The sequence below is a fragment of the Janibacter sp. CFPM2_SD2 genome (assembly GCF_057364645.1).
The window spans coordinates 1-5,957 of record NZ_JBNFOF010000190.1 but is presented as its reverse complement, the minus strand read 5'-3'; the positions used below and the strand labels follow the sequence as shown (position 1 = coordinate 5,957).

The following is a 5,957-nucleotide window of genomic DNA, read 5'->3' as shown; positions in this document are numbered from 1 at the left end:
CCGCGCGGCGCCATGACCTTCGCCCTGTGGCAGCCGCCCCGAGGACGACGAGGGAGCGCGGCGCTCCCCCACGACCGAGGCCGCCGACCTCATGGCGCACCTCGTGGGCCGCGACGTGCAGACGCTCGCCTTCGCCCGCTCCCGGGCCGGTGTCGAGGCCCTCGCCTCGGCCGCCTCCCGCCAGGTGAGCATCACGGACGAAGGGAGGATCGCCGCCTATCGCGGCGGCTACCTGCCCGAGGAGCGTCGGGTCATCGAGCGTCGGCTGCGGGAGCGCGACCTGCTCGGGCTGGCCGCGACGAATGCCCTGGAGCTCGGCATCGACATCGCCGGCCTCGACGCCGTCCTCATGGCCGGGTGGCCGGGCCGGCTCGCCTCCGTGTGGCAGCAGGCCGGGCGCGCCGGGCGTGACGGCCAGGACGCGCTCGCCGTGCTTGTCGCCGCCGACGACCCGCTCGACACGTGGGTGGTCGAGCACCCGGAGGCGATCTTCGACGCGCCGGTCGAGACGAGCGTGCTCGACCCGGGCAACGTGCACGTCCTCGTGCCGCACGTCGCCTGCGCGGCGGCGGAGCTGCCGGTGACGCGCGACGACGAGCAGTGGTTCGGCCCGGGGCTGGAGGGTGTCCTCGAGGTGCTCGTGGCGCGGGGGCTGCTGCGCAAGCGGCCAGGTGGCTGGTTCTGGACCCGCCCGGACCGACCCGGCGAGCACGTCTCGCTGCGCGGCATCGGCGAGGTGGTGAGCATCGTCGAGGGCCGGTCCGGCCGGGTCATCGGCACGGTCGACGAGTCGTCGGCGCACTCGCAGGTCCACACCGGGGCCGTCCACGTCCACCAGGGGCGGCCCTACGTCGTCACCGAGCTCGACCTCGAGCAGGCCACCGCCACCGTCGTGCCCGGCGACCCCGGCTGGTCGACGCACGCCCAGTCGGTGTCCTCCTTCGACATCGTCGCGGAGGAGTCCGGCGTCGACCACGGGCCGGTGCGGGTCTCCTTCGGCCGGGTCGACGTGCGGCACCAGGTCACGGGGTTCCTCCGCCGGCTGCCGGGCGGCGAGGTCATCGGCCAGCACCCGCTCGACCTGCCGGAGCGCACCCTGTCGACCCGGGCGGTCTGGTGGACGATGACGCCCGAGGCTCTTGCCGCCGCCGGCGTCGCCGACGTCGACGTGGCCGGGGCGGCCCACGCCGCCGAGCACGCGGCGATCGGCATGCTCCCGCTGCTCGCGACGTGCGACCGGTGGGACATCGGCGGGGTGTCGACGACCTGCACCCCGACACCGGGCTGCCGACGATCATGGTCTACGACGGCAGCCCGGCGGGGCGGGCTTCGCGGCCGGGCGCACGAGCAGATCGGACCGTGGCTGGCGATGACCCGCGAGACGATCGCCGGCTGCGGGTGCGCCGGCCGGGGCTGCCCGGCCTGCGTCGTCTCCCCCAAGTGCGGCAACGGCAACGAACCCCTCGACGCGCGCGGCGCGGTCGCCCTGCTCGACCTGCTCCTGACCTCGCTCGGCCATAAGGTGGAGAACCGCCAGTCGTCGCGCTCGCGCTGACCTCCCCGAAAGGACCCCCATGGTCATCCTCGGCCTCATCCTCGTGCTCGTCGCCGTCGCCATCGGCGCGGCCCTGCTGCTCGGCACCCGGGCCCCAGAGGTCTCGGGGCAGGAGGTCGACATCCGCCTCTTCGACGGCGTGACGATCAACCTCAACCCGCTGACCCTGGTCATCGCCGGCATGCTGACGATGCTTCTCCTCTGGCTGGGTCTGGTGATGATCAAGGCAGCGCTGACCCGCAAGGCCAAGCAGCGCCGCCTGCGCAAGGAGCAGGAGGCCGAGTCCAAGCGACGCCTCGCCGAGCAGGAGGCCGCCCACCAGGAGGAGCTGCGCGAGCGCGAGCGCGCCCTCGACGACCAGCGCGTCTCGACCGACATCGCCCGCGAGCGGGCTGCGGTCGCGGAGCGCCACGACCCGACGCTCGACGCGCCGACCGAGCGGATCAGCACCCGTGACGCCGCTCGGGGCGCTCCCGCGGACGACGCCACCCGCCCGATCGCGCGCGACGGTGGACCGGTCGACGACGCGACCCGCCCCATCCGTCGCGATCCCCGCCCCTGACGGGCTCGCGATGATCCTCGTCGGCCTGGTGCTCTCAGCACTCGCGGCCGCCCTTCACGTCTTCATCTGGTACCTCGAGTCCTTCGCGTGGACGACCCGCGCCCGGGCCGTCTTCGGCACGAGCGCCGAGGAGGCCGAGGCCACGCGTGAGCTCGCCTTCAACCAGGGCTTCTACAACCTCTTCCTCGCGGTCGCCGTCATCATCGGGATCGTCGTCCACGCCCTGGGCCATGACGCCGTCGGCCTGACGCTCGTGCTCACCGGCACGGTCTCGATGCTCGCCGCGAGCCTGGTGCTGCTCCTCTCGAGCCCCGACAAGGCCGCTGCCGCCGTCAAGCAGGGCGCCCTGCCGGCGGTGGGCATCGTCCTGGTCGTCGCCGGCCTCGTCCTCTGAGGCCTGCTCGGGCCCGGCCCGAGCGGTCCCCTCGGCCGTCTCCGGCCCCGCCCCACCGAGGCGAAGGGGGATGCTCGCCGCCACCGTCACCGTCACGTCTCCCCCGCCGGTGACCCGGCACGAGCGGACGGCCGTGTCGTGGAGGCCAGCGACCCGACCGGCCTCCGCGCACGCCGCGGCGGGGTCGGGACCGCTCCTGGTAGTCGATCGCCCCGGCGAGGGCCGCGAGGTCGGCGGCGGACCGGGCGACGTGCGCGGCTCGGACCGCGCTCAGCACGGCGAGCGCGGCGACGGTCACCGTGAGGACGACGGCGATGACACCCAGCGACAGCACGGTCGAGCTCCCCGCGTCGTCATGCCGGCGCATCGACGGACTCCACCCGTGCCGTCGACGAGCACGTGCTGTCGTCGGCCACGAAGCCCAGCCCCGCGGGTGCCGGGCTGGTCACCGTGACCGAGACGTCCTGACCGGACCGGGACACGTCGATCGCAGCCCCGTCGGGTGCGGTCCGCTCGGCGAGCCCGAGGGCCCGGTCGGTGCTCTCGCCGCGGGCGATCTCGCGCACGGCCACCCGCGCGGCGTCGACGCAGCGCACGCGGTCGACGCCCCAGGACAGTGCCGAGAGGCAGATGACGAGGACGAGGACGACCGCGGGGAGGGTGAGGGCGAGCTCCGCCGTCACCATCCCCGCGTCGCCGACGCCCCTAGCGGATGCCGAGCGCCTCGAGGATGACACCCGACAGCCCCGACTTGATGCCCCCGGACTTCACCACGGCCAGCAGCACGATGGCGAAGGTGCACGCGGCGAGCGTGCCGACGGCGTACTCCGCCGTCGTCATGCCCGCCTCGCACGCCAGCCGGGCCCGGTGCCCCCACCGGACGATGGACCTCTTCATGGGACTCTCCTCCCGTCGGCGGCACCGTGTGTGCCGCGGTGGTTCCACCCTTCGCCCGGCGGCGGTCCCGCGGGAGGGGCATCGGGAGTCTGTGGACTGCGCCCGTCGGTGGGGGTGGCCTGGGGACAACGGGTGGAGGTGGTCCCGACCGGATCATCGGCACGCAATCACCTCGACACAGGCTGCTCCGTCGCGGCCGGTCACATGCGCCGACCGACCTACCCGCGGCGCGAAGCCCGGCGCGCAGGCTCAACCGAGCTGGGTGCCGACGAGCACGACGACGACCGGCACGACGGCCGTGGCGATGAAGGCGGGCAGGAAGCACAGCCCGAGCGGCAGCACGAGCATGACCGCGGCCCGGCCTCCCGCCGCCTCGAGACGACGCGCCTCGGTGTCGCGCAGGGTCGCGGCCGCGTCGAGCAGCACCGATGCCGACGGCGCTCCCACGGCATCGGCGACGACGAAGGCCGTGGCCGTCGGCCCCCACACCCGGCGTGCGTAGCCCCACGCCCGGCCCATCGGGCGCCCCCAGCGAAGGGCGGCCGCCACCTTGCGCAGATCGGCGGCGGCTCCCTCCGCCGCCACGTCGGCGACCTCTTCGAGGGCCTGGACGAGACCTCGACCGGACTGCAGGGCCAGGGCGAGCAGGACGCTCGCGTCGGCCACGTCGTCGACGGTCAGGGGCTGCGGCGGGTCCTGCGCGGATGCCCGGTCCACCTCGCGACGGCGCACGTCGACCAGCCGCGACCGCGACGGCCACAGCACGACCGCCGCGACGACGAGGAGCAGCACCGGGAGCGTCATCGCTCGTCCCGCGGGGCGACGGCGCGTGCGAGCAGCCACCGGCAGACCAGCCACCCGGCGGCCGTCAGGCCCAACCCCACGACCGCGCTGATCACCGTCAGGGCGCTGTGCCCGTAGACCTCCCACGGGGTCAGCCCGAAGGCGAGCCCGGCGAGCAGACCGACGAGGGGCAGCAGGGTGAGCAGGTGCATCGTCGAACGGGCGCCTGCCGTCGCGGCGTCGAGCCGTCTGCGGGCCTGCACGCGGGCGCGCAGCACCTGTGCGCTCGTCGCCATGGAGGGCGCGAGCGCGACCCCGAGGCCTCGCTGAGCGACCAGGCGCCGGCGACGGGACGCAGCTCCGGGTGGTGCAGGGCATGGCGTCGCCACACCCCGCCGGCGGCTCCCCCGGCGCAGTCGTCGCCGACCTCCTCGAGCACCCCGTGCCACGGGTCGGCGCCTCGGCCGACGACGGCGGCGACCGCCGTGACCGGTGTGGCTCCCGAGCGCAGGGCCATGGCGAGCAGGTCGGCGACGGCGGCCATCGACTCCAGGTCCGCCAGCCGTCCCCTCACGCGCCGCGCGCGCCAGGGCGCGCCCGCACCACGACCCGCCGGCCCGCTCAGCGACGCGGGCTGCTGACGCCCCGGCCACACGAGGGCGGCCGCGAGCACGAGACCGATGACGGCGAGCGTCATGCGCCCACCCCCGGCAGCGGACCGATGGAGTCGACGACCCGGCGTCCGCCCACCCGTCGCAGGTGGACGACGATCTCCAGCGCGCTGGCCATCTGGGCGCGCACGGCCTCGCGGCCCATGCCGGCGAGCGCGCCGAGTGCCTCGATCCGGCTCGGTACATCCTCGGCACGGTTGGCGTGCAGCGTGCCGCAGCCGCCCTCGTGGCCGGTGTTGAGCGCGAGCAGCAGGTCGCGCACCTCTGCTCCGCGCACCTCGCCGACGACGAGCCGGTCCGGGCGCATGCGCAGGGCCTGCCTCACGAGGTCGACCATCGTCACCTCGCCGGCGCCCTCGGTGTTGGCCGAGCGCGCCTGCAGCCGCACGACGTGCGGATGGCCGACCTGGATCTCGCCGACGTCCTCGACGACGACCAGTCGCTCGGCCGCAGGCACCTCGGCGAGCAGGGCCGCCAGGAGGGTGGTCTTGCCCGTGCCCGTCCCCCCGGTGACGACGTAGGCCCGCCGCTCGGCGACCACATCGCGCAGCTGGTCGGCCTGCTGCGGGGTGGCCATGCCCAGGTCGACGAGCGCACCGAGCCCACCGCCGCGGTGACGCGGGATCCGCAGGCTGAGGTGGGCGCCGCCGGCCACCAGTGGCGGCAGCACCGCGTGCAGGCGGATCCCTCGCGGCAGCAGACCGTCCACCCAGGGCTGGGCGTCGTCGAGCCTCCTGCCGGCCGTCGCCGAGAGCCGGGTCGCCAGCCGTCGCACGGCGTCGGCGTCACCGACGTCGAGGTCGGCCCGGGTCACGCCCTCTCCCCGGTCGACCCACACCGACCCGTCGCCGTTGACGAGGACGTCGGTCACCCGCTCGTCCTCGACGAGCGGGTCGAGCACCCCCAGACCCATGAGATCGGCGCGCAGCTCCCCCGACCGCCGCCGGGCGCCGCCGCTGCCGAGCCGCACCGCCTCGCTGCGGGCGACCTCGTCGATGACGCCCGGGTCGGAGCGCGCCCCGCCTCGACCTGGGCGTCTATGGCGCTCGACCACCTCATGACGCGAGTCCGAGCACCCGCTCGGCCAGCGGCGCC

8 protein-coding genes are annotated in these 5,957 nt (G+C 75.2%); 3 read left to right on the top strand and 5 right to left on the bottom strand.

Features of this window, described 5'->3' with window-relative positions:
- Positions 1-91 precede the first annotated feature (91 nt).
- The 3 genes from AC2W7J_RS14810 to AC2W7J_RS14800 are packed head-to-tail and all read left to right on the top strand — an operon-like array spanning position 92 to position 2,511.
- Entirely contained in the window at positions 92-1,555 is a 1,464-nt protein-coding gene (locus AC2W7J_RS14810) for a DEAD/DEAH box helicase (RefSeq protein ID WP_485983317.1), read from the top strand.
- 19 nt (positions 1,556-1,574) lie between these two features.
- Positions 1,575-2,117 (top strand): hypothetical protein, encoded by a 543-nt coding sequence (locus AC2W7J_RS14805; RefSeq protein ID WP_485983315.1) that lies wholly within the window; start codon positions 1,575-1,577, stop codon positions 2,115-2,117.
- A 10-nt stretch (positions 2,118-2,127) separates the two neighbouring features.
- Positions 2,128-2,511, top strand: coding sequence for a DUF1304 domain-containing protein (locus AC2W7J_RS14800; protein ID WP_255184363.1), 384 nt, complete (start codon positions 2,128-2,130; stop codon positions 2,509-2,511).
- A 353-nt stretch (positions 2,512-2,864) separates the two neighbouring features.
- Here the strand turns inward: AC2W7J_RS14800 and AC2W7J_RS14795 are convergent, their stop codons facing one another.
- The 5 genes from AC2W7J_RS14795 to AC2W7J_RS14775 all read right to left on the bottom strand — a co-directional run.
- Positions 2,865-3,197 (bottom strand): TadE family type IV pilus minor pilin, encoded by a 333-nt coding sequence (locus AC2W7J_RS14795; RefSeq protein WP_485983313.1) that lies wholly within the window; start codon positions 3,195-3,197, stop codon positions 2,865-2,867.
- Between the two features lie 19 nt (positions 3,198-3,216).
- Positions 3,217-3,408, bottom strand: a complete 192-nt coding sequence (locus AC2W7J_RS14790; RefSeq protein ID WP_485983312.1) for a DUF4244 domain-containing protein — start codon at positions 3,406-3,408, stop codon at positions 3,217-3,219.
- Between the two features lie 249 nt (positions 3,409-3,657).
- The gene (locus AC2W7J_RS14785) at positions 3,658-4,212 is read right to left on the bottom strand and encodes a type II secretion system F family protein (RefSeq protein WP_255184366.1); all 555 of its coding nucleotides are present in this window, start codon (positions 4,210-4,212) and stop codon (positions 3,658-3,660) included.
- Positions 4,209-4,487, bottom strand: a complete 279-nt coding sequence (locus AC2W7J_RS14780) for a hypothetical protein (RefSeq protein ID WP_485983310.1) — start codon at positions 4,485-4,487, stop codon at positions 4,209-4,211. Before AC2W7J_RS14780 ends, AC2W7J_RS14785 begins: the two co-directional genes overlap by 4 nt.
- Before the next feature lie 397 nt (positions 4,488-4,884).
- A partial coding sequence (locus AC2W7J_RS14775; RefSeq protein WP_485983308.1) for a TadA family conjugal transfer-associated ATPase occupies positions 4,885-5,957 on the bottom strand: 1,073 nt, incomplete at its 5' end.